The organism is Cumulibacter soli (genome assembly GCF_004382795.1).
GTDB lineage: Bacteria > Actinomycetota > Actinomycetes > Mycobacteriales > Antricoccaceae > Cumulibacter > Cumulibacter soli.
Map to the genome: position 1 here is coordinate 202561 of NZ_SMSG01000002.1, position 25548 is coordinate 228108.

The window sequence follows — 25548 nt, forward strand, 5'->3', positions numbered from 1 at the left end:
TGTCTACTCAAGTGATCACCAGCACGAGGTCGCCACCCTCGACCTGAGCAGCACCACCGAGTGCGACGCGTTCGACCTTACCCGCGACCGGCGATGTGATCGAGGCCTCCATCTTCATCGCCTCAATGGTCGCGACCGTCTGGCCAGCTTCTATCTGATCTCCTGCCGATACCGTCACCGTCACCACGCCGGCGAACGGTGCTCCGATCTGCCCGGGGCTGCCCTTGTCTGCCTTCTCGGCAGCCGGTACATCGCTGGAGATCGACCGATCGCGCACGCTGACCGGGCGCAGTTGGCCATTGATCGTGCACATGACCGTCCGGAAACCACGCTCGTCCGGCGCACTGATCGACTGCAGACCGAGATGTAGAGTCTTCCCCTCCTCGATCGACACGCGGTACTCCAGACCGGATTCCATGCCGTACAAGAATGGGGTCGTCGGCAACACCGACACGTTCCCGAACTTTTCGTAGTGGTCGAGATACTCGCGGGTGGGTCCGGGGAATAGCAGCCGGTTCAGCGTGCCACGTCGGTCCGAACTCAGACCGGCTCGATCTGCCGCGGTGAGTTCGGTCATCTGTGGGGTGGCCTTGCGCCCGTCCAACGCCTTGGTGCGGAAGGGCTCTGGCCACCCGCCAGGGGGATCTCCCAACTCACCGTTCAGGAAGCCGATCACGGAGTCGGGAATGTCGAACTGGCCCGGGTTCTCCTCAAACTCGGCCGGGTCTGCACCGACGGCGACCAGCTGCAGCGCGAGGTCGCCGACGACCTTGCTCGATGGCGTCACCTTGACGACGTTGCCGAGAATCCGGTTCGCGGCCGCGTACATGTCCTCGATCTGTTCGAATTTCTCGCCCAGGCCGAGCGCGATGGCCTGCTGCCGCAGGTTGGACAGTTGCCCGCCGGGAATCTCGTGGGTGTACACCCGACCGGTCGGTGCCGGCAGCCCGGACTCGAACGGCGCGTACAACTTGCGCACGCTCTCCCAGTACGGCTCGAGGTCGCATACCGCCTGTAGATCGAGTCCGGATTCGCGTGCGGAGAAGTCGGTCGCGGCCACCAGCGCCGACATCGACGGCTGGCTGGTCGTGCCGGCGACGGACGCCGACGCTGCGTCCACGGCATCTACGCCCGCTTCGATCGCGGCCAGCAACGTGCCTAGCTGGCCACCGGTCGTATCGTGCGTGTGCAGATGCACCGGTAGATCGAAACGCTCGCGCAACGCCGTCACGAGCGTGCGGGCGGCCGGGGCCCGCAGCAATCCGGCCATATCCTTGATCGCCAGCACATGTGCGCCCGCGGCGACGATGTCGTCGGCCAGTCGCAGGTAGTAATCGAGCGTGTACAGCTTCTCCGCGGGATTACTCAGATCGCCGGTGTAACACAGGGCCACCTCGGCGACGGACGTGCCGGTCTCGCGGACGGCATCGATCGCCGGTCGCATCTGCGAGACATCGTTGAGCGCGTCGAAGATGCGGAACACATCGATACCGGTCGCCGCGGCCTCCTGGACAAACGCATTGGTGACGTCGGCCGGGTACGGCGTGTAACCCACCGTATTGCGCCCGCGCAGCAACATCTGCAAGCAGATGTTCGGCACGGCCTCGCGCAGAGCGGCAAGGCGATCCCAGGGACTCTCGTTCAGGAAGCGCAGCGCTACGTCGTACGTCGCACCGCCCCACGCCTCGATGCTCCACAGTTGCGGCGTCAGTCGCGCGACGTGACCGGCCACATTCAGCAAATCCTCGGTGCGGACCCGGGTCGCCAACAGGGACTGGTGCGCGTCACGGAAGGTGGTGTCGGTAATCGCGATCCGCTCGTACGCGCGCAGCCCAGCCGCAAATCCCTCCGGGCCGAGATTGCGCAGGTGATCGCGCGAGGAGGGCGGCGGTGGCACGCTCAGGTCGAGGGCGGGCAGTTTGGTGACCGGCTGAACCTCGATCGGCTTCTCGCCGTTCGGCTTGTTCACCGTGACGTCAGCGAGGAAGTTGAGCAACTTCGTACCGCGATCGGCCGACGAACGCGCGGTGAGCAATCGCGGGTGCTTGTCGATGAAGCTGGTCGTCAGGCGGCCGGCCTGGAAATCAGGATCGGCCAGCACCGCCTGCAGGAACGCCACGTTGGTGGACACCCCGCGGATCCGGAACTCCGCAATGGCGCGCGCCGCGCGCTCCACGGCGACGCTGAAGTCGCGTCCACGGCAGGTGAGTTTGGTCAGCATCGAATCGAAATGCGCACCCACCTCGGCACCGGTGTACGTCGTACCACCGTCCAGGCGCACACCAGCGCCGCCGGGTGAGCGGTAGGTCGTAATGATGCCGGTGTCCGGACGGAATCCGTTGGCGGGATCCTCTGTCGTGATGCGGCACTGCAGTGCCGCGCCGCGCACCTGAATCGAATCCTGGTCCAGGCCCAGGTCGGCGAGACTCTCCCCTGCCGCGATCCGCAGCTGCGAACGCACCAGATCGACGTCGGTGATCTCCTCGGTCACCGTGTGCTCGACCTGGATGCGCGGGTTCATCTCGATGAAGACGTAGTTGCCGTCCGGGTCGAGCAGGAACTCCACAGTACCGGCGTTCTTATAACCGATCTCGCGGGCAAAGCGCACGGCGTCCGCGCAGATCCGGTCGCGAAGTTCCGGATCGAGGTTGGGTGCGGGCGCGATTTCGACGACCTTCTGGTGCCGGCGCTGGACGGAGCAATCACGTTCGAAGAGGTGGATCACGTTCCCCTCGCCGTCGGCGAGGATCTGCACCTCAATGTGCCGGGGCTCGGTGACGGCCTGCTCTACGAAGACGGTCGGATCACCGAACGCGCCCTCGGCCTCGCGCATGCACGCCTCGATGGCCTCTCGCAGGTCGCCTTCGGCATCGACGCGACGCATGCCCCGACCACCACCACCGGCGACTGCTTTGACGAACAGCGGGAACGGGATCTGCTCGGCCGCCTTCATCAGTTCATCGGCGTCGGTGGACGGCGGAACGGACTGCAGCGTCGGCACTCCGGCTCTCTGCGCGGCAGCGATCGCGCGCGCCTTGTTGCCGGTGAGCGTGAGCACTTCGGCGCTCGGCCCGATGAAGGTGATCCCGGCAGCGTCACACGCCTCCGCGAGCTTCGGGTTCTCACTCAGGAAGCCGTAACCCGGATAGATCGCGTCCGCGCCGCATTTGACCGCGGTCTCGACGATGAGTTCGGGGTCCAGATAGGCGCGGACAGGGTGCCCTTCTTCGCCGATCTGGTAGGCCTCGTCGGCCTTGAGCCGATGCTCAGAATTGCGATCTTCGTACGGGAACACGGCGACGGTGCCGGCGTGCATCTCGTACGCAGCTCGAAAGGCCCGGATCGCAATCTCGCCGCGGTTGGCGACGAGGACCTTGGAAAACCCGGGCCGCTCGGTGGAGCGGGCTGCCTGGCTCGTTACATCGTGGTCCATGTGGCTATCAATCTTCCGGTCTTGGCGAATTCACGCCAACGGCAGGGATCATGTGAACCTACCAGCGACGCAAGGGCCGTCCAGGTCGATCTCATGGTGCGGACGACGACCCATGATCTATGTTGCGTTCACCACGCGACCTCATGGCATTGCTTCGTCGGCGCGGTCTCGATCTGCAGCGTCGCGTGCTCGATCCCGTGATCACGTTGTAGCGCTGTCTGCGCCGCGACGAGTACCGCTTGTCGCTGGCCCTCCGCATTAACCCGCAGGTGCGCAGTTGCCACGTTCATTCCGGAGGTGAGGGTCCACACGTGCAGGTCGTGGATGTCCAGGACGCCATCCAGTTCGCGCAACTCGCGTTCGATCACGGCGAGGTCCAGATCCTTGGGCGCGTGTTGACCGAGTACGTGCAGCACCTGCCTACCCAGGATCACCGCGCGAACCGCAACGAAAGCCCCGATAGCGAGGGCGACGATGGTGTCCCAGATACCCGCCCCGGTAATCATCACCAGCATGCCCGCGGCGATGACTCCGACGCTGCCGGCCGCATCGGCGACAACTTCGTAGTACGCCCCTTTGACGTTGATCGACTCCCGTGATCCGGCGCGTAACAGCACCATCGAGATGAGATTGATCGCCAGGCCCAGCGCTCCGACGATGAGCATCGTGCCGGTGGCCAGTTCCGTGGGCGCACCAACTCGGCCGATCGCCTCGACGACGACGTACGCCGCCACGCCCAACATGATGAGCACGGTCAGCCCGGCGGCAAATACCTCGACCCGGTACGAGCCGAACGAGCGCCGTCCGGTGCGATCCGGCCGAGTCGCGATCCGAGTGGCCACCAGTGCTGCGCCGAGCGCGATGACATCGGCGGCCATATGGCCGGCGTCGGAAATCAGCGCCAGCGATCCGGACGCGATACCCGCAACGAGCTCGACGACGAAGAACACCGCGACCATCGCGAACGCGACGGCTAGCTTGCCCCGGTGTCGCGCGCCGGCATGCGCCGCATGATCGTGTCCAGCACCCATGTCTTCCTCCAACTCGACCGATACATTCAATAGTACGCATATGTGCATCGATTTGGCATGCGCCGGTAGTAATCGGTTGTTGGTCTAGTCGCGGGCTAGCGCGAGATCGGCGAGTTTTGCGACCGTGTTGATATTGCGGGCCGTGCCAGTGGCCGCGGCAGGCAGCTGCAACTTGGAGCTGCCCATTCCGTCGGGGTAGGCGATATAGATCTCGCGCGTCCCGATTGCGATCCGCTCTGTCCGTTGAAAGCGAACGTGATCCAGAGCGTCCGGCAGCGGCGCAGATTCCAAGAAAGAGACAAGCGTGAACTTCCCGGGCGTATCGGTGAACGGATTCGCCGCACGCACCTGCGCCATCTGCGCCGCAGTCCGGACGAACACCGGACATGCCTTGCCGAAGTAGGTGTAGAGCCGAGCGGCGAGCGCATCGCGCACCGCAACCTCATCGGCATCGGAGGTGAAGACGACGTTCCCGCTGGCGATGTACGTCGCCACCTCACCGAATCCGACCTCGACGCACATCGCGCGCAACTCGGCCATCGGCAACCTCCCGGTACCCCCAACGTTCACCGCACGCAGCAACGCGACATAAGCAGTCATGCGCACCCCCTCGCAGCGATAGTGGCATAGCCGTGATCGCTTCGGCCGATCCCGCTGCCCGTCGTCACGACCGACCCCCATCGCGACGAACTATGGTTCAGCACCGCACAGCCTTAATCGGTTCGCTGGCCGCTTCAGGGTTACCGTCTCGGCCAGCCTGCGTTATGTTCACCGTAGATAACGAACACTCGAAACAGGGGAAACGCCATGGCCAGTAGTGAACCCAAACCGGACGGCGGACCACGCGTCGGCATCGTGTCTGCCGGCAACGACGTGTCGATTTGTAACCTCCCGATCATCCGCCAGGTGGACGCCGTACGCAGCGAACTGCTGTCCCTCGGCGTCGAGGCGACCGTATCCGGCGTCCCGTCCGTGACCGACGGAATAGCGATGGGCACACCCGGAATGCTGACCTCACTGACATCGCGCGACCTACTCGCCGATGCACTCGCGTTCCGGGTACGCAACGAACAGCTTGACGGCGTGATCGCATTCGGCGCCTGTGACAAGACCAACCCTGGTCTGATGATGGGCATCGCCGCGGCCAATGTCCCATCGATTTACATCTACGGTGGCTACTCGCAGGGCGGGCTGCATCGCGGTAAGCGCCCCGACGGTATGGGCGTCGTGGAGGGTGTCGGCAAAGTGGGCGCCGGCACCATGACCGAAGACGACCTCAACGACATCACCCGACACTCGAACGCCACCGCGGGCGCGTGCGGCGTCTTGGCGACCGCGAACACCATGGCCTGCGTCGGCGAGGCGTTGGGGATCTCCCCGGTGGAAAGTTCCGGGCCTCCCGGCTCCTGGGCAAACCGGGAAGTGCTTGCCCGCACCGCCGGCGAACACCTACTCCAGATGATCGAAAACGGTGGTCCGCTCCCCCGCGAAATCATCACCCGTCAGTCGTTGCTCAATGCGGCGGCGGTCGTCGCTGCTATCGGCGGGTCCACCAACGCCGCGCTGCATCTACCCGCGATCGCCGCAGCAGCGGGGATCGAGTTGGATGTATTCGAACTGGAGAAGGTCTTCGCGCGTACGCCGTACATCGTTGACGTGCTGCCCGGCGGTAAGCAGGGGCACTTCGCGTTCTACAAGGCAGGCGGGGTGGGACTCATCATCCGAATGCTGATCGACGAAGGCCTCGTGGACGGCGACGCCCCCACCATCCAAGGCACGACCCTGCAGGAAACGTACGGACACCTGGAACTGCCGACCGATCAGACCGTGATCCGCCCGATGACGCAGCCACGCTCCCCCCGCGGCGGTACCCAGATTCTGCGCGGCAACCTCGCGCCCGACGGCGCAGCGATCAAGGCAGCAGGACTGGCCGTACATAAGCACACCGGCCCCGCGCGGGTATTCGAGAGCGAGGCTGACTGCATGCAGGCCGTGCTGGATCAACAGTATGAATCCGGAGATGTGCTCGTGATCCGCAATGTCGGTCCGCGAGGTGGGCCAGGAATGCCGGAGATGCTCGCGGTCACCGCCGCAATCTATGGCCAGGGACACGGCGAGGACGTCGCGCTGATCACCGATGGACGATTCTCCGGAGGCACCCGCGGGCTGTGCGTCGGACACATCAGCCCCGAGGCCGCACTGGGCGGTCCGGTGGGAGTGCTGCGTAACGGCGACGAGATCACGATCGATCTTGATACCGGCACGATCGATGTGGCGTTGACGCCGGAGGAACTGGCCGCGCGGCTGTCCGAGTTCACGCCGCACCGTCCCGTGGTCAACGGCGTGCTGTGGAAGTACGCGAACCGTGCCGGATCCGCGCGTCATGGCGCCGTCGCCGCGGAGTGTGCCTCGTGACCGAACGCCAGACTCATTCGGACCGTTACGTCACCTCCGGCTACCAGAACGCGCTGCACCGCGCCTACCTCTACGGTTTGGGCCTGACCGACCGCGATATGAAACAACCGTTCGTCGGCGTCGCCCAATGCGTCAACGAGGCGCGCCCCGAGGCACGGGCACTGCAGGCCGCATTCGACATCACCCGCGATGCGTGCGCGGCCGCCGGATTGACCTCTCGACACTTCGGGGTCCCGGTCGCGCTGCACGAATCCGAGCCCGCGGACGCCGTGCAGGCCCGCGAATTCGCCGCGGACTCCTGCGAGCTCGTCGTCCGCGGTCACTGGTACGACGCCTTAATCGGCACAGCGGCAACTCCTGCGAGCATGTTCGGCGTTGCGCAAACGATAATCCGGCTGAGAATTCCCGGGCTGGTCGTCGTCCCGCGGCTACGGTCGGCGTCCGCGGATGTGCTCGCCACCGTTGCTCTGCTCGAGCGGCTGCAGCTGGCCGTGCAGGTGTCGGTTGAGGAAGCGCCGGACGAATTGAACGCCGCCTGCCTGCGGTTGCGGGCCGAAGTCGACGGGTCGGCGCGGACGAACTCACTGGCCGATGATCTGCGCGGCGGGGTGCTTGGTGACCTCGCGGTGCCGGAGACGATCTGGAGCGGACTTGCCGCGTTAGCCCATGAGTGCGGTATCAGTTCCCTCGCTGAGCTCGGCCTTCAGCTACCGGCCGGCGTCGATGATGAATCCGCCGTCACCGCGGGGATCGAATATCCCGGACCGATCGAGAGCCCGCTGAATTACGACGCGCTCTAAGTGCGGGTGCTCGCGCCGCCGTCGACGTGACGAACGGCGGCGCGAGCCACCTATCGCTGGCTGCTCACCCGCGGGGCGCGTACATAATGATGCCGACACCGACCAGGCAAATGATCGCGCCAATAACGTCGTATCGATCTGGTTTGAATCCGTCCGCGATCATCCCCCACAGCAATGATCCAGCGACAAACACACCGCCGTACGCCGCGAGGATGCGTCCGAAGTTCGCGTCGGGTTGCAGCGTCGCGACGAGCCCATAGGCGCCCAGAGCGATAATCCCCGCGCCGACCCATAACCAGCCGCGATGTTCGCGAATCCCTTGCCACACAAGCCAGGCGCCGCCGATCTCGGCGATGGCAGCTAGCACGAACAACAGCACGGAACGAGCGATCATCGCCCTATTGTGCACGGCGCTGCGTCAACACGAAGCCGAGCACCGCGCGCACAGTCCGGCCGCTCCCTACGAGGCACAGCCTCATGTTTCCGCCGCCGGTCTCTAGCCGTCGGCGCCACGCAATGCCAGAGTGAGCAGAACAGTCGAGTCAAGCCAGGGAGAACTCATGGAACTGATCGCCAGCGGATACGAACTCGTCGAAGCTCCTGTTGCGACACCAGCGGGAGGAGTCGTTTTCTCCGACGTTCTCGGTGGCGGCATCTACGAATGGTCCCCGGACACCTCGGAGACATCGACCGTGCTTGCTAAGCGACGCGGTGTGGGTGGCATGGCGCGACATGCTGACGGCGGACTGGTCATCTCTGGCCGCGATATCTCCCACCTGGCCGCGGATGGCACGACTCGGATTATCCACGAGCTCGCCGAGGACGTCAGAGGTATCAACGACCTCACCGTCGATCCCGACGGACGCATCGTCGTCGGCCAGCTTCGGTTTCGCCCATTTACCGATGAGGAGCCAGTCCCCGGCGAATACGTCGCCGTGGGCGGCGACCAGCCCACCGTGCCGGTGGTGGACGACGTCCTCTGGGTCAATGGCTGTCAGTTCTCACCAGATGGCTCGACGTTCTACGGCTGCGACGTACACCGCGGGACCGTCATCGCTGCCGATCGACAGGCCGATGGCACGTACCGAAACCGACGCGTCGTGATCGAGTCACCTACCGGCGTCGCCGACGGGATGGCGGTCGATGAGAACGGCGCTATCTGGGTCGCGCTCGGACCATCGGGTTCGGTGGGACGATTCGCTCCCGACGGAAAACTTGACCTGCAGGTCACCATGGACGCCACCTTCGTTGCCAGCCTCTGCTTCGGCGGCACCGACGGCAAAGACCTGTTCGCGACCTCCATCGCGCGCGACGGTGGGCCGGGAGCCGTCTTCCACGGACGTGTCGACGTAGCCGGGGCGCCGATCACCGCAGCCACAGTGTGAACCGCCGCGGACCACGGCGATACAGTTGCATTGTCAACGAATCAGCCGATGGGATCTCCGCATGCCCGTATATGAAAGCCTGACCGACGTCGTCGGCCGCACGCCGTTACTCGCACTCAACCGCTTCGCCCCGGATAGTGCGGCGCGGCTGCTGGCGAAACTCGAGTACTTCAACCCGTTGTCTAGCGTCAAGGATCGCACCGGTCTGTCGATCGTGCGCGCGGCTGAAGCTGACGGGCGACTCGGCCCGGGCGGCACCATCGTCGAAGCGACCTCGGGCAACACCGGAATCGCGCTCGCTTGGGTCGGCGCGTCCCTGGGGTACCGCGTAGTTCTCGTCATGCCCGACGACGTCTCGAACGAACGCCTGTTGCTGCTCAAGGCGCTCGGCGCCGAGGTCGAGTTCACCCCTGGCGCTGAGGGTATGGCCGGCGCCAATCAGCGCGCCGGTCAGATCATCGAAGCCGACCCGACCGCTTTTCTTTCCGGTCAGGGCGGCAATCCCGCGAACCCGGCAATTCACGAGGGCACCACAGGTCCGGAGATTTGGTCCGATACTGGGGGCAAGGTCGACGTGATCGTCGGCGCCACCGGGACCGGCGGAAGCCTGTCCGGCACCGGTCGCTACCTACGTTCGGTGAACCCCGACGTCAAGGTGATCGGCGTTGAGCCCGACGAAGCACCGGTGCTCAATGGTGGTGAGTGGCAGCCGCACAAGATCCAGGGAATCACCGGCGGCAACGGCGTACCCCCGACCACGGACATGGAACTCATCGACGAAGTAGTGCGGATCCCGCAAGACACCGCGATCGAGACCGCGCGTGAAATCATGCGCTCCGAAGGCGTCATGCCCGGCATCTCCTCCGGAGCCGTCCTGGAGGCAATGCGTCGCCTTGGCGAGCGTCCCGAGTTCGCCGGCAAAACCGTCGTGGGGATCCTCGCCGACACCGGCGAGCGGTACCTATCTACCGAACTGTTCGACCACGTTCGATAGCGAATCGCGCCTTCGGCGCAACGAAGTACAAACCAGGAAGGGATGTCCACGAGTAGGCACGTGCCTACTCGTGGACATCCCTTCCTGATATATCTGAGATCAGGGTCGCTACTGCGGTGCGGCGATCGTGGTGCGCAAGTCCCGCTTGAGCACCTTGCCAGTCGGGGTTCGCGGCAGCCCCTCAGGCATGAACACGACCTGGGACGGCACCTTGAACTTCGCCAGGCGCTGCGCGACATGGTCCTTTACGTCCTGCTCGCTGGGGGTTGCCCCCTCACGCGGGACGACGACCGCAACGGCCTCCTCACCCAACTCCTCGTGCGGAATGCCGATCAGCGCCACGTCTTCGATTCCGGGATGCTCGTACAGCACGGCCTCGACTTCGGCGCAGTAGATATTCTCCCCGCCACGAATGACGACGTCCTTCATTCGGTCCATCACGTAGACCCAGCCGTCCTCCACTCGACCGATATCGCCGGTATGGAACCAGCCGTCGGTGAACGCCGCCGCCGTACCCTCTGGGTTGTTCCAGTAGCCGCGCACGATGTTCGGCCCGCGGAACCATAGTTCGCCGAGTCCGCCCTCCGGTGCATCGCGACCGGTATCCGGTTCAACGACTCGCACGTCTGTACCTGGCTGGCACCGACCGACGCTGTTCGGGTTATCCAGGTAGTCAGCGCCGGTGTTGGACACGACCGCGGAAGTGGTCTCGGTCAGTCCGTATCCGTTCCCTGGGGACACCGCACGCTGGAACAGCGAACCGATCCGATCGATCAGGTCTGGCGGCACCGGCGCTCCACCGGCGCTGATGCCGGTGAGGTTCTGGTACCGCTCTGGTTTAGCCGCGACGTCCTCAAGTACGGCCCGCACTACGGTAGGCACGCCGCCGATGCTGGTTACGTCCTCGCTCACAACGAGCTCGCTCGCCTCCGCGCGGTCCCACTTGTACTGAGTGACCGTCTTAGCGCCGATCATCATGCCGAAGCCGAGTGAGGTCACGCCGGCGATGTGAAACATCGCGAACGTACAGAAAGCACTCGGTTGCGGCGCGTCCGGATCCGGCTCCGGGATTTCGCCGCCGTTGGCGATCGCGGCGCTCACCATGGCACCGAGCAGCGTGTTGCGCAGGTTCGTCACGTGGTTACGGTGCGTTCCCACCGCACCCTTCGGACGCCCGGTGGTACCGGAGGTATAGAGAATCGTTGCGTCATCCTCGGGTAGGACCTCGACATCCGGTACCGGAGCATCCAAGTCCAACGACGCCAACAGGTCACTCCATTGGCGCGCACCCTCGGTCGGCGCGCTCGGTCGTACCTCGATCAGCGGAATGCCGTCCTTGGCCAGTTGTGGCGCCAGCATCGCGGCGCGCTCACCGTCGGCAACCACCAACTTCACCCCGGAATCGTCAATCGCGTACTGCAATTCCGGAGCCGTCCACCAGGCATTCAATGGCACGATGACGAGCCCGAGGATGTGGGTGACCTGGGTCCACACCGCCCATTCCGGGTAGTTCCGCATCGCTACCGCAATGCGATCGCCCTTGACGAGCCCGTAGTCCTCCTGCAGCGCCTTCGCCAGACCCAAAACCTGTCGGGCATGATCGGCGTAGGTGACTCGTTCACCGTTGTACGCGGTGATGTAGCGATCACCGAACTGCTTTGCGGTCAGCGCGATGTCGCGCAGCGTCTGTGGCCCGTTCTTGTACACGCGCCACGGGATGCCGTTGATCTCCTGCTCGACAATCTCGAATTCCTGGCCTGGGCCGGTGAATTTCTCGATTAGCTCCGCACGGGTGATTGTGGGTGCATCAGTCATGTGTGTGCTCCTTTCCGATTAAGCCGAGTAGGCGAGGTCGAGGCCTCTGCTTGGCCATTGGACCTCGTACAACCGGCCGAGGCCGGAGGACGTCACGAACGCCTTGTGTGAATCTCCACCGACGAAGCAGATGTTGGTGACGAAGAAGTCATGCTCGGGAACCGGAATCTGATACAGAAGTTCCCCTTTCGGCGAGATCGCGCTCACTGCGCCGGTAACGAGGGTCGCCACGCACACGTTGCCATCACCGTCGACGGCCAGCGAGTCCAGTAGCTGGTAACCGGAGAATCCGTGCATCAGGTGGCCCCCGCCCGGGCCGACGCCGTCGCGACGGACCGAACCCGGCTGATCGATATCCCACGCCCATACGCGGCCGGTGTGCGTCTCGGCGACGTACACTCTCGAACCGTCCGGCGAGAGGCCGACACCGTTTGCGCTGGTCAATGGGTGCACGACCTCGGTGATCTTTGAACCGTCCGCGGCCGCGTAGTAGAGCACGGAGGTGTCACTCTTACGATCCTTGTGTTTGCCGAGATCGGTGAACCAGAATCCGCCGGTGGTGTCGAAGACGATGTCGTTCGGTCCGCGCAGTTTGCGACCCTCGCACTCGGTGTAGAGGTCGGTGACCTGGCCGGCGTCCGGGCCGTCAATCACCACGCGCTGAATCCGTCCACCGATGTAGTCGTCCGGCTCGCCGCCGGGAGCGGTCAACTCGCCGCGCTGATGCCACTCGAAGCCACCGTTGTTGCATACGTACACCGCGCCGTCCGGTCCCAGCGCCGCACCATTCGGACCGCCGCCAAGCTCCGCGATCACACTGATGTCACCGTCCGGGCTCACTCGCGACAGAGTCCCGCGCTTGATCTCCACGAGGATGACCGAACCGTCGCTCATCGCGATCGGCCCCTCCGGGAAATCCAACTCGCGCGTGATCTCACGCACCTGCGGCATCGGGTCGGGCTGACTTGCAGCGGGCATGGTGATGCGACCTTCCATCGGCTGATTGACTGATCACTACACAAAGTAGAAGTGAGCCTGTTCACTGTCAACGACCGTCCGCAGGGCAAGACGCGCACCGCACACCCTCAGCGCGCACAATGTAGCCATGACCGAAGCCCTCGAAGCGCAAGTGAACGACGACTCGGACGAGTACGAGGAACTCGAAGAGTACGACGCGCCCCCGCCACGCTCGCTGGGCTGGATCCTCGTCGTCGGCGGCGTCCTGAGTTTCATCGCATCGTTCATCCTCAGCGCCGAACGCGTCGAAATGCTCAAAGACCCGAACTACATGCCGACGTGCAGTATCAACGACGTACTGAAGTGCAGCACAGTGATGGGCTCCTCACAGGGGGAGTTGTTCGGATTCCCCAACCCGTTCATCGGTCTGGCCGCCTTCCCCATCGTGATCCTCTCCGGAGCGTTGGCCCTCTCCTCCGCGCGCGTCCCGAGCTGGTTCTGGCGCTGGCTACTGGTGGGCTCGACGTACGGCATCGTCCTGGTTGGCTGGCTGATTTTCCAGAGCCTGTACGAAATCCGCGCTTTGTGCCCGTACTGCATGGTGGTGTGGGCCTGCGTGATCCCAATCTTCTGGCGCACGCTTGGTTTCACCCTCGCCGACGGCCATTTCGGCCCGAACGTCGCAGCGGCCGGCATCTCCCGATTCCTGGGGCGGTTCTGGTGGCTGCTGACGCTGATCTCCTACGCAGCCGTCACCACGATGGTGCTGATCGCCTTCCGCTACGCCTTTTTCTAAACGCCTCAGCGCGCACTGAGGCAACAACCCGCACATGCAGAGTGTGCGGGTTGTTCCTCTTCATCCCGAGGAATGCGCTGCGGATTCCCACAGCAATGGTGATCTGGAGCACATCGGTTGCACCTGCACAGCCCGTCGTTTAGTCTTCAACCAGTTCCTATTGTGCGATCAGTGAGGAGAGATGCTGGACATGCGTACCGTTCACAGCGTCATCTCCGCGGCCCCCACGCACAATCAGCAGAACATGACCGATCACGAAGCCGCATGGCGGCTGTACGTCGATCTCGGTCTCGTCGCCAGCATGCGCTGTCGCCCTTAGACGCGGTTCCTCGTAGTCCACGTCATTTCACACATCTTCGCCGTGACGGCGTTCCGTCCGTCATGCGCAGCTCGCATCCACTAATCCGCGAGTCCTAGGCGTCCCCCACTCTGAGTCACTGCAGTCCACCTGACTGCGCCGCGGGTCGCCGTCGATGTGCCCTCCTTTTCTGACAAAGGGTCTTTTCGCATGCCACAAATTCCTTCATCCGTCGTACCCAACTTTTCCGATCAGCCGGCCCCTAAGTCGATTCAGCTCTCCGTCGCCCTCGACGGCGCCGGTTGGCATCCCGCCGCATGGCGCGAACCCGGGGCTCGGCCGGCCGACCTGTTCACCAGCGCGTACTGGGCCGACCTCGCCTTTGAGGCAGAACGGGGCCTGCTGGACTTCATCACCATCGAGGACTCTCTGGGTCTGCAGTCCGAGCACTTCGGCACTGGTGCGGACCACCGCACCGACCAGGTGCGCGGTCGGCTCGACGCCGCCCTCCTCGCCTCGGCGCTTGGCCCAATCACGTCCTCGATCGGCCTCATTCCGACGGTCACCACCACCCACACCGAACCGTTCCACGTCTCGAAGACCATCGCCTCACTGGACTACGCGAGTAACGGCCGAGCCGGATGGCGAGTGCAGGTTTCCAGCCGGCGTCACGAGTCCGAGCATTTCGGGCGGCGAGACATCCCAGAGATAGACCGGAAGTGGGCGCGAACCGAACACGGTCGCCGAGTCATCGGTGAGTTGTTTGACGAAGCCGCCGATGCGATCGAGGTGGTTCGCAGACTGTGGGACAGTTGGGAGAGCGACGCCGAAATCCGCGACGCCGAAACCGGCCGGTTCATCGATCGCGACAAGTTGCACTACATCGAGTTCGAAGGCGACCACTTCAGCGTCAAGGGACCCTCGATCACACCGCGTCCACCGCAGGGCCAGCCGGTCGTTACGGCGCTAGCCCACGCACCAATCCCCTACCAACTGGCGGCGCGAGGCGCAGATCTGGTCTTCATCACGCCGCAGACGATCGACGACATCCCGCACCTGGTCGCTCAAGTACGCGACGCCGAACGTTTGGTGAACCGCACCGGCACCCCGCTGCTTATCCACGCCGACCTACTCGTACTGCTGAATGAGACTCAGCGGGGCGCGACCGAGCGGCTAGCGCGGCTGAATGCCTCGGACGGCACCGACCTCCGCTCCGACGCCGCAATCGTCGCCACCACACCCCAGCAACTCGCCGATCAGCTCGTCGAGTGGTCTGCGGCGGGGCTGGACGGTTTCCGGCTGCGCCCCGCCGTACTCCCGGACGATTTGCGGGCGATTACCCGCGGCGTTGTTCCCGCACTACAGCGCGCGGGGCTGTTCCGCGCGGGATATGAGCAAGACACCCTGCGCCAGCGACTCGGCCTACCAGAGGCCGTCAACCGCTACGCCGCAATCGCCTAACAACCAAGGACTTCCCACCATGAGTACCCGCAAACAGATCATCCTCGGCGCACACTTCCCGGGCGTCAATAACACCACCGTGTGGCAAGATCCCGACTCCGGCAGCCAGATCGAATTTAAGTCGTTCAAGCACATGGCCGAGTCCGCCGAGCGCGGAAAGTTCGATTTCCTGTTCCTGGCCGAGGGACTTCGACTGCGCGAACAGCGCGGCAAGATCCACGACCTCGACGTCGTGGGTCGACCCGACACCTTCGCCGTATTGGCCGCCCTGTCCTCGGTCACCAGCAATCTCGGGCTGATCGGCACCATCAACGCGACGTTCAACGAACCGTACGAAGTCGCTCGCCAATTCGCGACGCTCGATCACCTTTCTGCCGGCCGAGCCGCGTGGAATGTCGTCACCAGTTCTGATGCGTTCACCGGCGCGAACTTCCGCCGCGGCGGCTATCTAGATCGCGAACTACGTTACGAACGCGCCCGAGAGTTGGTGCAGACCGCTCGCGAACTATGGGATTCCTGGGCGCCGAACGCTATCGCCGCCGACAAGCAGACCGGCCGGTTCCTCAACGAGGAGAATGCGGGAGCGTTCGCACACACCGGGGATCAGTTTGAGATCCGCGGGCGATTCAACGTACCCCGGCCGCCGCAGGGGCACCCGGTAATTCTGCAGGCCGGTGATTCTGCACAAGGCCGTGAGTTCGCCGCGCAGACCGCCGACGCGATCTTCACCAGGCACGGCACGCTGGATGAGGGCATCGCGTTCAGTCGGGACGTCAAGGCCCGCGCCGTACGAAACGGCCGTAGTGCCGACGACCTGAAGGTTCTTCCGGGAGTCGGGTTCATCCTCGGCGATACGGATGCTGACGCCGAGGAGATCAACCGCGAAGTGCGCCTACAGCAGGTGAGCCCGCAAACTGCCATTCTGTTGCTGGAGCAGGTCTGGAATCGGGATCTATCGTCGTACGACGCTGATGGACCGCTACCGAAGGTCGATCCCGACGTCGAGTCGATCTCGATCATTCAAGGCCGTGCCCGGATCGTCGACGGGGTCCTGGAAACCGCGCAGCGGTACCGCGCGCTGGCCGAGGCGAAGAACCTCAGCATCCGCGAACTCATTGTCGAGGTGACCAGCCGCGGACTATTCGTCGGCAGCGCGAGGACCATAGCTGACAAGCTCGACGAATTCGTACTCGCCGGGGCCAGCGACGGTTTCATCTTGGTGCCGCACATCGTGCCGCATGGCATGGACCGCTTCGTCGATGAAGTCGTCCCGTTGCTGCAGGAGCGCGGCGCCCTGCGCGCCGAATACGACTCCGGCTCAACCCTGCGAGAGAACCTCGGACTCACACCCGCGACGCCCGCGACCGTCTGGGCCGAGCGCGCCGGTGATCTGGAAGCGGCAGCATCATGAGGCACCGCTTCCTTTTTGCATCTCTCGCTGCGATCCCGACATTGGCGCTAGCCTCCTGCAGCGGAGCCGGTGCCGAAGGGTCGGACAACAGCACGCCGAGCTCAGGCGGAAGCGCGACATTCGCGGTGAGTTCAGATGCAGGGTGCGCCGATCCACAGCAAGCCAGCAGCAACGACGCTATTTGGCCGATGCGACAGATCGTTGACTCGCTGACTGATCAGGATCCGGAATCCGGTGACATCGTGCCGTGGCTGGCGCAGTCGTGGGAGATCAATGATGACGCGACCGAGTTCACGTTCCATCTGGTCTCCGATGCCACGTTCAGCGATGGCGAGCCGGTGGACGCCGAAGCGGTCAAGGCCAACTTCGACGCGATCGGTGACCTCGGCGCACGCGGGACATTGGCCCAGGGGTACCTGACCGGCTATACCGGAGCGACCGTCGTCGATCCGCAGACGGTCACGATCTCCTTCGACGAACCGAATGCGCAGTTCCTGCAGGCAACGTCCACGCACAGCCTCGGGCTGCTCTCACCAGCGAGCGTGCAACTCGGCGAAGACGAACGGTGCGCCGGTGTAGTGGGATCGGGCCCGTTCGTGATCGAGGACTACACCCCGGACCAGTCCATCGTGTTGACCAAGCGCGACGGTTACGACTGGGGTTCCTCACTCTTCGCGCACGACGGCGAGGCGTACCTCGATCAGGTCACATTCCAGATCGTGCCCGAGTCCGGAGTCCGTGCCGGCAGCTTGCAGTCCGGTGAGGTCGATGCGATCAGCAGCATCGGCCCCCAAGACGAAGCAGCATTCACCGGCACCGATGTCCAGCTTCAGGACCGCGCCAACCCCGGCATCGTATTCAATCTCGCGTTCAACCACGGGCGACCGCTTGGCGCCGACCCCATCGTGCGAGAGGCGATCTCGAAGGTGATCGACCGCCCGCAAATTGTCGATACCGTCTACACCTCACAGACAAAGCCTGCCACCAGCATCCTCGCCGAGACCACGCCCTATTACGACTCTCAAGAGGACCTGCTGGGCACCGATATCGACGGCGCCCAGCAACTACTCGAGGACGACGGTTGGTCGACCGGCGAGGAGGGAATCTACGCCAAGAACGGAAAGAAACTCAGCCTGACAATCTCGTGGAGTGCGGTCATCGGCACCAACAAACCCGCCTTGGAATTGATTCAACAGCAGGCCGCAGCCGCCGGCATCGACCTACAACTCAAGGAACTGCAGGTCAGCGACTCGGCAACCGTGATCGCCGAAGGCGACTTCGACATCTGGTGGTACAACGTGACCCGCGCCGATCCGGACATTTTGCGATCAACGTACTCAACGAGCCTGTCAAACCGGTATTCGCTGCCGCCATCGGAGCTCGATGAGGTGCTTGACGCTCAGGGCGCAGTCGCGGATCCGCAGCAAAGGGCCGAGTACGCCGCCGACGCTCAGCAGCTGATCGTGCAGAACTACTACGCGATCCCGATCGTCGAACTCACCACTGTCTTGGCCCACGGGCCGAACATCCATGACATCGCCTTCGACGCATCCTCGCGAATCCAACTGTTCGACACCTACATCGACGACAAGGGGTGACGGCGACGTGGCCAGATACCTGCTGCGCCGATTAGGCCTCGCGATCGGCGTCCTATGGGCTGCCTTCACGGTCTCCTTCGTGGTGCTCTACCTGGTTCCCGGTGACGTCGTCGATGCGATGACCTCGGCGTCGGACGTCCCACTGTCGGCGGCGCAGATCGCCGACCTACGGGCAGAGTACGGCGTCGACGAGCCACTGATCGTGCAGTACGGCGAACGACTGTGGGCCGCGTTGCAAGGCGACTTCGGCAATTCGATTCAGAATGGCCGCTCGGTCACCGACTCAATCATGGGTGCGCTGCCGTCGACTGCCGCCCTCGCGGGGTTCGCGCTCGGGCTCGCCGTGATCGGCGGCGGCCTGCTCGCACTTGTCGCAAGCGGTACCGAATCGCGCTGGGCGCGTCAACTGTTGCTGGCGCTCCCACCGCTGGCGGTGTCCCTGCCGACGTTCTGGGTCGGCCTGGTGCTGGTGCAGATCTTCAGCTTCCAGTTCGGCTGGTTTCCCGCGGTAGGCGGTGAAGGCATCGCCGGTCTCGTACTGCCGGCAATCACGCTGGCACTGCCGATCGGCGCGGTGTTCGCACAGGTGCTCTCGCAATCGCTGGGAGCTGCCCTGCACGACGCGTACGTCACGACGGCACGCGCCAAAGGCGTAGGGCGAGCAGCCGTCTTACTGCGGCACGCCCTACGCAACGCAGCACTACCCGCGCTCACGATCGCCGGCGTACTCGTCGGCAACCTGCTGGCCGGTGCGGTGGTCGTCGAAACCGTGTTCGCCAGAGCCGGCATCGGACGGTTGACCGTACAGGGCGTCACCGCGCAAGACATTCCACTTGTACAAGGCATCGTAGTGTTCGGCGCGCTCGTGTTCGTCACCGTGAACCTGATTGTCGACGTGATCTATCCGCTGTTGGATCCCCGCGTCGCAATCGCCCGGAACAAAGTGCCTAAAGAACGACCGGCCGCCACGAAGGAGGTGCTGGTATGAGCGAGGCAGCGACCCTTGAACGTAAGACGCCGCCTGCGGTATCACCGGAATTCGGTTCCCGTGAGGATGCGTTGGACAGTGCTCCACCGCCTGCCCGACGTGGATTGCCGCGATGGCTGACATTCGCACTGGCGCGACCCGGGCTGATCCTCAGCGTGCTGTTCCTCGGCATGGTTCTGCTGGCATGCTTCGCCCCGAATGTCCTGGCCGACGGTGACCCACTCACCGGAGATCCTGACGATCATCTACAAGGACCTAGCGGCGAACACCTCTTCGGCACCGACCAACTTGGTCGCGACATCTATACCCGGGTGGTGCACGGAACCGCTTTATCGCTGCAATCAGCGCTCGTTGCCGTCTCGATCGCGCTCATCGTCGGCGGCCTGCTAGGTCTGGTTGCCGGGACGATCGGTAGATGGGTGGACGAGGCGATCATGCGGGTCGTGGACGTCCTGCTGGCGATTCCCGCCCTTCTGCTATCACTGGCGCTTATCACCGCACTCGGATACGGCACGCTGAACGTGGCGATCGCCGTTGCGATCGGTTCTATAGCTACGTTTTCGCGAGTCGCGCGGTCGCAAACGTTAAAGGTCGCCCAAGCCACCTATGTCGAGGCCGCCCGATCGGTGGGCTCGCGGGGGTGGACGACGTTGCGACGGCACATCCTGCCGAATGCAGCCGGCCCGATCATCGCGCTCGCGGTGCTGGAGTTTGGCGTCGCGATCCTCGCGGTCAGTTCATTGAGCTTCCTCGGGTACGGCGCTCCCCCGCCCACGCCGGAGTGGGGATCGATGGTCGCCGAAGGACGAAACTATCTGGCCACCTCGTGGTGGCTCACTACTCTGCCAGGCCTGACGGTCGCGGCGACCGTGCTGGCGGTCAACCGCGTTTCCCGCGCCCTGGACGGCGAATGGAGCCGAGCATAAATGACCGCAACCAATCCACTGCTGCAGGTGACGGACCTACACGCGAGTTACCGCACCCGCTCGGGCTCGGCTGCTGCGCTGCGCGGGGTCGACCTACGAGTATCGCGCGGCGAAGTCGTCGCGTTAGTCGGCGAGTCCGGTTCCGGTAAGTCAACGCTCGCCCACGCGATCATCGGCCTCCTACCAGCCAACGCGAGCATCGACGGTGGCTCGATCCGCTGGCGTGACCAAGAAATCGCCGGCGCCTCGAACCGTACCTACCGACGGCTCCGGGGGCGTGAGATCGGACTGGTGCCACAAGACCCGACCATTTCGCTCAATCCGGTTCAACGAATCGGTCCGCAGGTCGCCGAAGTGTTGCGTGCGCATGGGCTAGCCGATCGCCGCACCTCAACCAACGCTGCAATCGAGGCGTTGGATCGGGCTGGGCTACCCGATCCCGGGGTGCGCGCCAAACAGTACCCACACCAACTCTCCGGCGGTATGCGCCAGCGCGCACTGATCGCGATCGGCACCGCCGCCGAACCCAGCCTGCTCATCGCTGACGAACCCACCAGCGCACTTGACGTGACCGTCCAGGCACGCATCCTCGATGCGATCGAGACGATGCGCGACGAACAGGACATGGCAGTGCTGCTGGTCACGCACGATCTGGGTGTCGCCGCCGATCGCGCGCAGCGCATCGTGGTGATGTCGAACGGGCAAATCGTCGAGGAGGGACCGACCGAGCAGGTCTTACACGCACCGCGGCACGACTACACCAAGCGGCTGCTGCAAGCCGCGCCCGGGCTACGCCTCGGCGACACGGCCGAGAGCATTGATGTCAGCTCCCCGGATCCCGCTCGGATCGCAACAGCCAACGCTGCAGCGCCGCCACTGGTGCAGAGCGTCAATCTCGTCAAGGAGTTCGACCTTCCGGGCGGCGGCACGCTGCGCGCGGTCAACGACGTAAGTTTCCAGATTCGGATCGGGCACACCCTCGCGCTGGTGGGCGAATCCGGATCCGGGAAATCCACCACAGCGCGTCTGGTGCTCGGCCTGGAGCAGCCGACGTCGGGCACGGTGACGGTCGCCGGCCGGCAGATGAACGGCCTACGCGGGTCCGCCTGGCGCGACGCGCGCCGGAGCGCGCAACTGGTCTATCAGAATCCCTATGCGTCGTTGGACCCACGTTGGAGCGTCGCGGATATCGTCACCGAACCGCTGCGGGTCTTCGACGTGGGCAGCAAAGAGGATCGACATCGACGTGCCGCGGAGTTGATCGGCCGTGTCGCATTGCCCTACGCGACGCTCAAACGCAAGGCAACCGAACTATCTGGTGGGCAACGGCAACGGGTCGCGATCGCACGCGCACTAGCTCTTTCTCCCGAACTCGTCGTACTCGATGAACCGGTCTCCGCGCTGGATGTGTCCGTACAGGCCCAGGTTCTGGAACTACTCGTCGAACTGCAGTCGCAACAGCAACTGACCTACCTGTTCATCACCCACGACCTAGCGGTAGTTCGGCAGATCGCCCACAGCGCGGCGGTCATGCGCCGCGGCGAGATCGTCGAGGCCGGCGCCACCAACGACTTGTTCACCAATCCCCGACATGACTACACCCGCGACCTGCTGGCGGCAATCGCCGGGCAACGCAGCAGCGCAGATCGCGTACCGATCGGAGCAGTATCGAAATGAAATTCCTCGTCCTGACCCTGATCACTCATACTCCGGATCCGGTCACCGGAGTCCAAACGTCGACGCACGAACGGCTGCGCCGCGTGATCGAGCACGCCGAACTGGCCGAGGAACTCGGCTACGACGGTTATGCCGTTGGCGAGCGGCACGAACGGCCATTTATTTCCTCATCGCCACCGGTGGTCCTGAGCCACATCGCTGCCCGTACCCGCACCATCCGGCTATTCACCGGTGTCACGACACTGGCACTGCTGGATCCGGTCCGCGCGTACGAGGACTACGCAACGCTCGACAACCTCGCCGACGGACGCCTGGAACTCATCATCGGCAAAGGAAACGGCTCCGCGCAGCGCGAACTTTTCGCGGTCACGCCAGAGGACCAATGGGACCGCAACAAGGAATCTTACGAGCTGTTCCGACAGCTATGGCGTACGCCGACAGTGTCCTTCCAGGGAAGGTATCGACCACCAATTGATACCGCGGAAGTCTGGCCGAAGCCGTTCCAGCGCCCGATCCGGGTGTGGCACGGCAGCGCCACCAGCGAACGGTCCGTCGATCTGGCGGTTCAATATGGCGAACCTCTGTTCTCCGCGAACGTCACCAACCCGATCGAGCCGTACGCCGACCTCGTCGCCTATTACCGGCGCCGGTGGGCCGAGGCCGGGCGGGACCCGCGTGATGCGCTGGTCGGAGCAGGCACGGCCGGGTTCTCGATCGCCAGACGGTCTCAGGACGCGATCGAGGCATTCCGTCCGCTCTACGTGGCGCGCGAGAAGGCACTGGCCGCTAGCGGAGTTCAGCCGGTATTCGCCTCGTATGAGGATTTCGTCGACCGCAGTTCGGCGTTGATCGGCAGTCCCCAGCAAGTCGGCGAGAAGATTCGTCGCATCCATCAATACCTAGGCAACGAGGTACTGCACCTGCACGCCGACGGTGAGGGCCAGAGCACGGCCGAACACCGCGCTTCTCTGGAACTGTTTCAGAGCGAGGTCGCGCCGGAACTTCGTCGCGACCTGCCGAGCAGACCCCTGGCCGCCCCAGTCAATCCGGCTTCGGAAATTCAGCACAATCACTCCGCGTCGGAGAAGGTGGCGATCTGAGAATGAGCACTATCCCCATGTCCATCCTTGATCTCGCACCGATCCCCGACGGCTCGAGTGCCGCGGATGCGCTGCGCAACACCATCGATCTCGCGAAGCAGGCCGAGCAGTTCGGGTACAACCGCTATTGGGTCGCCGAACATCATTTCAATCCGGGCGTTGCGAGCTCCTCACCGACCGTCCTGATCGCACTGATTGCCGCAGCGACAAAACGAATCCGGGTAGGGTCGGGCGCCGTACTCGCCGGGAACACGACCGCGACCGCGCTCGTCGAGCAGTGGGGCACCATCGATGCGTTACACCCGGGGCGTCTCGATCTCGGGCTCGGCAGGACAGGCCAGCGCCGCCAGGAAGCATTCGCCACGGTCGCCGCAGCGCCGGCGACCGCCCCCACCAACCCCCGGCGTCAGGAACGAACGGTGAACGGGCTGTTACTACCGGCGCCGGTTGACATCACCAAGCTCTTGACCTCAGATCGGCTGCGGAATCAGGATGTGCTGCTGCGTCAGGAAGGTGCCGTACCACCGCCGTTTGCCGAACAGGTCTCAGACGTCGAGGCACTGCTGAACGGCTCCTTCATCGGCCCTTCAGGCGATCCCGTGCACGTGGTGCCGGGCGAGGGCGCGCAGCTACAGGTCTGGCTTTTGGGCAGCAGCGGTGGTGAGAGCGCGCAGCTCGCCGGTGCGCGCGGTTTACCGTTCGCCGCCAACTATCACGTCGCGCCGTCGGCTGTCCTCGACGCAGTTGAGGCATACCGCGCCGCATTCGTCCCCTCAGCGACGCTAGCCGAACCCTACGTGGTGGTCTCGGCCGATGTCGTGGTCGCCGAGAGCGACGAACGAGCGAAAGCGCTCGCTGCGCCCTATCCCACCTGGGTACACAGCATCCGCAGCGGCGCGGGCGCGATTCCCTACCCCTCGCCCAACCAGGTTGCGCTCAACGAGTTCTCGAGCGAAGACTGGGCGCTCGTCGAGGATCGCGTTCGCACTCAGTTCGTGGGTTCACCCGCGCGTGTCGCCGAGCGCCTGCGCGTCCTACAGGACGCCACCGGCGCTGACGAGTTACTCATCACCTCGGTCACTCACGATCACTCTGACCGAGTGCGCTCACACGAATTACTAGCAACCGAGTGGCTCGGCTAAGTCCCCATCATCAGCTCGCCCGTTAGGAACCGAACACGCAGCATCAGCGACCGGCCTCGCCGCCGCTGCCTGACATAGGAGAAACTCATGACCGCTACCGGTATCGACGCCCACCAGTTCGCCGAAGAATGGGCGCGGTGGCATGCCGACCACGAAAAGTTACGTGCACACGAGCACGGATTCCTGGCCATAACCGGCCTGCATTGGCTCGGCGATCAGCCCATCACGCTGCCCGACGCGCCGGGCACCTGGAGCACCGGCGACAACGGCCCAGTCGTCGAGCTCGATGGCGCCGAATCACTTACCCTCAACGGTGTTGCGATCACCGGCCGACACCAATTCGGACCGATACCCGAGCGCGGTGGCGTCGATGTCGCATTCGACGGTGGGGTGATCGAAGTAGCGCGCCGAGGTGGGCGGGACCTGCTACGACCGCGACGAGCAGATAACCCGTTCCTCGCCGAATACAAGGGAAATCCGACCTTTGATCCATCTGCAACCTGGCGTGTGAAGGCACGCTTCCTGCCATGGGATGAGCCCCGCGCCGTCACCGTCGGTGCCGCCGTGGACGACCTGCAGCACGTCTACGACTCCCCTGGACAAGTCGAGTTCGACCTCGACGGTCAGCGGATCCGACTCACTGTGTTCCCCGGTCACACGCCAGATTCGCTGTTCGCGCTATTTACCGATCAAACGAGCGGCGTCACTACCTATAGCGCAAACCGGAGCCTATCGATCCCCGCTCCGGATGACGCCGGGAATACGGTCATCGACTTCAATCGCGCGACGAACCTGCCATGCGCACACACCGACTTCGCTACCTGCCCGCTGCCGCCGGCCGAGAACCGCCTGACGATAGCCGTCGAGGCAGGAGAGAAGACGCCGACGAGTCGACTCGTCGGCACCGTTACCGAATCGGGCATCACCGCTCCGGAGTTGTACCGATAGCACAGCCGATCTAGCCGCTTCCCAAACATGGCGGGTCTTTGGGGTTCCCCCGAAGGCCCGCCCTGTGCGTTCTTGCAGACCCTAGATATATCAGGCATGCGCGATTATGAGGCACGCCACACCGCCTCGTTGCCACTTGTGCAACCTAGGGCAGTCGTTTATTCTTCAACCAGGCAATTCGGCCACACCCCAACGATATCGGCGAAGAAAAGGACGGCCCCATGCGTACTGCTGGCACCTTCCGTATCGCCACCACGCACCTGCAGGGATACGACGCCGCATGGCGGCTCTACCTTGACCTGGCACTCGCTGCCGGAATGCGCTGTCCGCGCTAGTCGCGCCACCCCAGCCCGCATTCCCTCTCGTCACCCAT

General features: G+C 64.1%; 21 protein-coding genes. 15 read left to right on the forward strand and 6 right to left on the reverse strand.

What is annotated here, in order from left to right:
• Positions 1–7 precede the first annotated feature (7 nt).
• The 3 genes from E1H16_RS04775 to E1H16_RS04785 form a co-directional block, all read right to left on the reverse strand.
• Positions 8–3433 (reverse strand): pyruvate carboxylase, encoded by a 3426-nt coding sequence (locus tag E1H16_RS04775; RefSeq protein WP_134322559.1) that lies wholly within the window; start codon positions 3431–3433, stop codon positions 8–10.
• Between the two features lie 128 nt (positions 3434–3561).
• A complete protein-coding gene (locus E1H16_RS04780; protein ID WP_134322560.1) occupies positions 3562–4464 on the reverse strand; it encodes a cation diffusion facilitator family transporter in 903 nt (300 codons plus the stop codon).
• A gap of 84 nt (positions 4465–4548) precedes the next feature.
• On the reverse strand, positions 4549–5064 hold the full coding sequence (locus E1H16_RS04785) for a DUF1697 domain-containing protein (protein WP_134322561.1): 516 nt from the start codon (positions 5062–5064) through the stop codon (positions 4549–4551).
• 207 nt (positions 5065–5271) lie between these two features.
• On the opposite strand from E1H16_RS04785, the gene E1H16_RS04790 reads away from it, so the two are divergent.
• Both E1H16_RS04790 and E1H16_RS04795 read left to right on the forward strand, forming a co-directional pair.
• Complete coding sequence (locus E1H16_RS04790; protein ID WP_134322562.1) at positions 5272–6879, forward strand: dihydroxy-acid dehydratase domain-containing protein; 1608 nt, start codon at positions 5272–5274, stop codon at positions 6877–6879.
• On the forward strand, positions 6876–7679 hold the full coding sequence (locus E1H16_RS04795; RefSeq protein ID WP_134322563.1) for a dihydroxy-acid dehydratase domain-containing protein: 804 nt from the start codon (positions 6876–6878) through the stop codon (positions 7677–7679). Before E1H16_RS04790 ends, E1H16_RS04795 begins: the two co-directional genes overlap by 4 nt.
• Before the next feature lie 64 nt (positions 7680–7743).
• On the opposite strand, the gene E1H16_RS04800 is transcribed toward E1H16_RS04795, so the two are convergent.
• The gene (locus tag E1H16_RS04800; protein WP_134322564.1) at positions 7744–8073 is read right to left on the reverse strand and encodes a YnfA family protein; all 330 of its coding nucleotides are present in this window, start codon (positions 8071–8073) and stop codon (positions 7744–7746) included.
• 130 nt (positions 8074–8203) lie between these two features.
• Between E1H16_RS04800 and E1H16_RS04805 the strand changes: the two genes are divergently transcribed.
• Both E1H16_RS04805 and cysK read left to right on the forward strand, forming a co-directional pair.
• The gene (locus E1H16_RS04805; protein WP_134322565.1) at positions 8204–9064 is read left to right on the forward strand and encodes an SMP-30/gluconolactonase/LRE family protein; all 861 of its coding nucleotides are present in this window, start codon (positions 8204–8206) and stop codon (positions 9062–9064) included.
• Between the two features lie 61 nt (positions 9065–9125).
• The gene (gene cysK, locus E1H16_RS04810; protein WP_134322566.1) at positions 9126–10058 is read left to right on the forward strand and encodes a cysteine synthase A; all 933 of its coding nucleotides are present in this window, start codon (positions 9126–9128) and stop codon (positions 10056–10058) included.
• A 108-nt stretch (positions 10059–10166) separates the two neighbouring features.
• Here cysK and E1H16_RS04815 read toward each other — a convergent pair whose 3' ends face one another.
• Positions 10167–11873, reverse strand: coding sequence for a class I adenylate-forming enzyme family protein (locus E1H16_RS04815; RefSeq protein ID WP_134322567.1), 1707 nt, complete (start codon positions 11871–11873; stop codon positions 10167–10169).
• An 18-nt stretch (positions 11874–11891) separates the two neighbouring features.
• Positions 11892–12851 carry an SMP-30/gluconolactonase/LRE family protein gene (locus E1H16_RS04820; protein WP_208378856.1) on the reverse strand — a complete coding sequence of 320 codons (960 nt, stop codon included), beginning with the start codon at positions 12849–12851 and terminating at the stop codon, positions 11892–11894.
• A gap of 127 nt (positions 12852–12978) precedes the next feature.
• On the opposite strand from E1H16_RS04820, the gene E1H16_RS04825 reads away from it, so the two are divergent.
• The 11 genes from E1H16_RS04825 to E1H16_RS04870 all read left to right on the forward strand — a co-directional run bounded on the left by E1H16_RS04825 (position 12979) and on the right by E1H16_RS04870 (position 25175).
• Positions 12979–13626 (forward strand): vitamin K epoxide reductase family protein, encoded by a 648-nt coding sequence (locus E1H16_RS04825; RefSeq protein ID WP_134322568.1) that lies wholly within the window; start codon positions 12979–12981, stop codon positions 13624–13626.
• A 190-nt stretch (positions 13627–13816) separates the two neighbouring features.
• Positions 13817–13945: a hypothetical protein gene (locus E1H16_RS18890; RefSeq protein ID WP_279586356.1), complete on the forward strand. Its 129-nt coding sequence runs from the start codon at positions 13817–13819 to the stop codon at positions 13943–13945.
• Positions 13946–14134: 189 nt separating this feature from the next.
• Positions 14135–15385 (forward strand): LLM class flavin-dependent oxidoreductase, encoded by a 1251-nt coding sequence (locus E1H16_RS04830; protein WP_134322569.1) that lies wholly within the window; start codon positions 14135–14137, stop codon positions 15383–15385.
• Between the two features lie 19 nt (positions 15386–15404).
• On the forward strand, positions 15405–16796 hold the full coding sequence (locus E1H16_RS04835; RefSeq protein WP_134322570.1) for an NtaA/DmoA family FMN-dependent monooxygenase: 1392 nt from the start codon (positions 15405–15407) through the stop codon (positions 16794–16796).
• Positions 16797–16984: 188 nt separating this feature from the next.
• A complete protein-coding gene (locus tag E1H16_RS04840) occupies positions 16985–18394 on the forward strand; it encodes an ABC transporter substrate-binding protein (RefSeq protein WP_208378857.1) in 1410 nt (469 codons plus the stop codon).
• A gap of 7 nt (positions 18395–18401) precedes the next feature.
• Positions 18402–19382 carry an ABC transporter permease gene (locus tag E1H16_RS04845; protein ID WP_134322572.1) on the forward strand — a complete coding sequence of 327 codons (981 nt, stop codon included), beginning with the start codon at positions 18402–18404 and terminating at the stop codon, positions 19380–19382.
• Positions 19379–20308, forward strand: coding sequence for an ABC transporter permease (locus E1H16_RS04850; RefSeq protein ID WP_134322573.1), 930 nt, complete (start codon positions 19379–19381; stop codon positions 20306–20308). Before E1H16_RS04845 ends, E1H16_RS04850 begins: the two co-directional genes overlap by 4 nt.
• On the forward strand, positions 20309–21985 hold the full coding sequence (locus E1H16_RS04855; protein WP_134322574.1) for a dipeptide ABC transporter ATP-binding protein: 1677 nt from the start codon (positions 20309–20311) through the stop codon (positions 21983–21985).
• Positions 21982–23085: an LLM class flavin-dependent oxidoreductase gene (locus E1H16_RS04860; protein ID WP_134322575.1), complete on the forward strand. Its 1104-nt coding sequence runs from the start codon at positions 21982–21984 to the stop codon at positions 23083–23085. Before E1H16_RS04855 ends, E1H16_RS04860 begins: the two co-directional genes overlap by 4 nt.
• A 2-nt stretch (positions 23086–23087) precedes the next feature.
• Positions 23088–24227, forward strand: a complete 1140-nt coding sequence (locus tag E1H16_RS04865) for an LLM class flavin-dependent oxidoreductase (protein WP_134322576.1) — start codon at positions 23088–23090, stop codon at positions 24225–24227.
• Between the two features lie 87 nt (positions 24228–24314).
• Positions 24315–25175: a DUF1684 domain-containing protein gene (locus tag E1H16_RS04870; RefSeq protein ID WP_134322577.1), complete on the forward strand. Its 861-nt coding sequence runs from the start codon at positions 24315–24317 to the stop codon at positions 25173–25175.
• Positions 25176–25548: the final 373 nt, after the last annotated feature.

Coding starts and splice junctions, on each gene's coding strand:
- E1H16_RS04865 (WP_134322576.1), top strand. CDS start 23,088: ATGAGCACTATCCCCATGTCCATCCTTGATCTCGCACCGATCCCCGAC.
- E1H16_RS04800 (WP_134322564.1), bottom strand. CDS start 8,073: ATGATCGCTCGTTCCGTGCTGTTGTTCGTGCTAGCTGCCATCGCCGAG.
- E1H16_RS04775 (WP_134322559.1), bottom strand. CDS start 3,433: ATGGACCACGATGTAACGAGCCAGGCAGCCCGCTCCACCGAGCGGCCC.
- E1H16_RS04840 (WP_208378857.1), top strand. CDS start 16,985: ATGCGACAGATCGTTGACTCGCTGACTGATCAGGATCCGGAATCCGGT.
- E1H16_RS04850 (WP_134322573.1), top strand. CDS start 19,379: ATGAGCGAGGCAGCGACCCTTGAACGTAAGACGCCGCCTGCGGTATCA.
- E1H16_RS04790 (WP_134322562.1), top strand. CDS start 5,272: ATGGCCAGTAGTGAACCCAAACCGGACGGCGGACCACGCGTCGGCATC.
- E1H16_RS04855 (WP_134322574.1), top strand. CDS start 20,309: ATGACCGCAACCAATCCACTGCTGCAGGTGACGGACCTACACGCGAGT.
- E1H16_RS04820 (WP_208378856.1), bottom strand. CDS start 12,851: ATGCCCGCTGCAAGTCAGCCCGACCCGATGCCGCAGGTGCGTGAGATC.
- E1H16_RS04825 (WP_134322568.1), top strand. CDS start 12,979: ATGACCGAAGCCCTCGAAGCGCAAGTGAACGACGACTCGGACGAGTAC.
- E1H16_RS04785 (WP_134322561.1), bottom strand. CDS start 5,064: ATGACTGCTTATGTCGCGTTGCTGCGTGCGGTGAACGTTGGGGGTACC.
- E1H16_RS04815 (WP_134322567.1), bottom strand. CDS start 11,873: ATGACTGATGCACCCACAATCACCCGTGCGGAGCTAATCGAGAAATTC.
- E1H16_RS04830 (WP_134322569.1), top strand. CDS start 14,135: ATGCCACAAATTCCTTCATCCGTCGTACCCAACTTTTCCGATCAGCCG.
- cysK (WP_134322566.1), top strand. CDS start 9,126: ATGCCCGTATATGAAAGCCTGACCGACGTCGTCGGCCGCACGCCGTTA.
- E1H16_RS04870 (WP_134322577.1), top strand. CDS start 24,315: ATGACCGCTACCGGTATCGACGCCCACCAGTTCGCCGAAGAATGGGCG.
- E1H16_RS04780 (WP_134322560.1), bottom strand. CDS start 4,464: ATGGGTGCTGGACACGATCATGCGGCGCATGCCGGCGCGCGACACCGG.
- E1H16_RS04860 (WP_134322575.1), top strand. CDS start 21,982: ATGAAATTCCTCGTCCTGACCCTGATCACTCATACTCCGGATCCGGTC.
- E1H16_RS18890 (WP_279586356.1), top strand. CDS start 13,817: ATGCGTACCGTTCACAGCGTCATCTCCGCGGCCCCCACGCACAATCAG.
- E1H16_RS04835 (WP_134322570.1), top strand. CDS start 15,405: ATGAGTACCCGCAAACAGATCATCCTCGGCGCACACTTCCCGGGCGTC.